This is a genomic window from Blautia sp. DFI.3.45, from assembly GCF_020593505.1.
Classification (GTDB): domain Bacteria; phylum Bacillota; class Clostridia; order Lachnospirales; family Lachnospiraceae; genus Blautia_A; species Blautia_A wexlerae.
The window spans coordinates 1-546 of sequence record NZ_JAJDMI010000156.1; the positions used below are offsets into that span (position 1 = coordinate 1).

Annotated in this window: 1 protein-coding gene and 1 pseudogene; both read left to right on the forward strand. The window is 53.3% G+C overall.

Annotated elements, in window-relative coordinates; genetic code table 11:
• Positions 1–470: DNA primase (locus LJE09_RS17375; RefSeq protein ID WP_227311611.1), on the forward strand; the 470-nt coding region annotated here is incomplete at its 5' end.
• Positions 403–546 (forward strand): annotated as a pseudogene (locus LJE09_RS19000) (virulence-associated E family protein); the annotation flags it as partial. The gene LJE09_RS17375 and the pseudogene LJE09_RS19000, both read left to right, overlap by 68 nt.

Genomic DNA, 546 nt, shown 5'->3' on the forward strand with positions numbered 1-546 from the left:
TGATTGATTTTGCCGCCGCCCTGTATGGGCTGGGAAAGAAAGAAGCCGCCGTACAGCTGGCACAGGACTTCGGGCTTTCCTATGAGGACTGGAAACCGCCGGGGAAGGTAAAAAAGCCCAAGCCCCGGCAGAAATCCCCGGAGGAACAGTTTCAGGAAGCAAAAAACCGCTGCTTCCGTATTCTTGCCGATTATCTTCACTTGCTTCGGGCATGGAGAAAGGATTATGCCCCGCACTCCCCGGAGGAAGCCTTTCATCCACGGTTTGTGGAAGCCTTACAGAAGCAAGACCAAGTGGAATATCTGCTGGATGTGCTGCTCTTTGGGGAGACAGAGGAAAAAGCAGCTTTGATTACGGACTACGGAAAGGATGTGATACAGCTTGAAAAGCGAATGGCAGAGCTTGCCGCCGCAAACGCAGCAAGAACTAAAAAACACCATGAACGCCATGCAGCCGCCCCAGAGCATTGAGGAAATCAAGGCGGGGCTGGGAACTACCGAGAAAGGCGGTGTCCGTCAGAGCATACGGAACTGCCTGACCGTATTC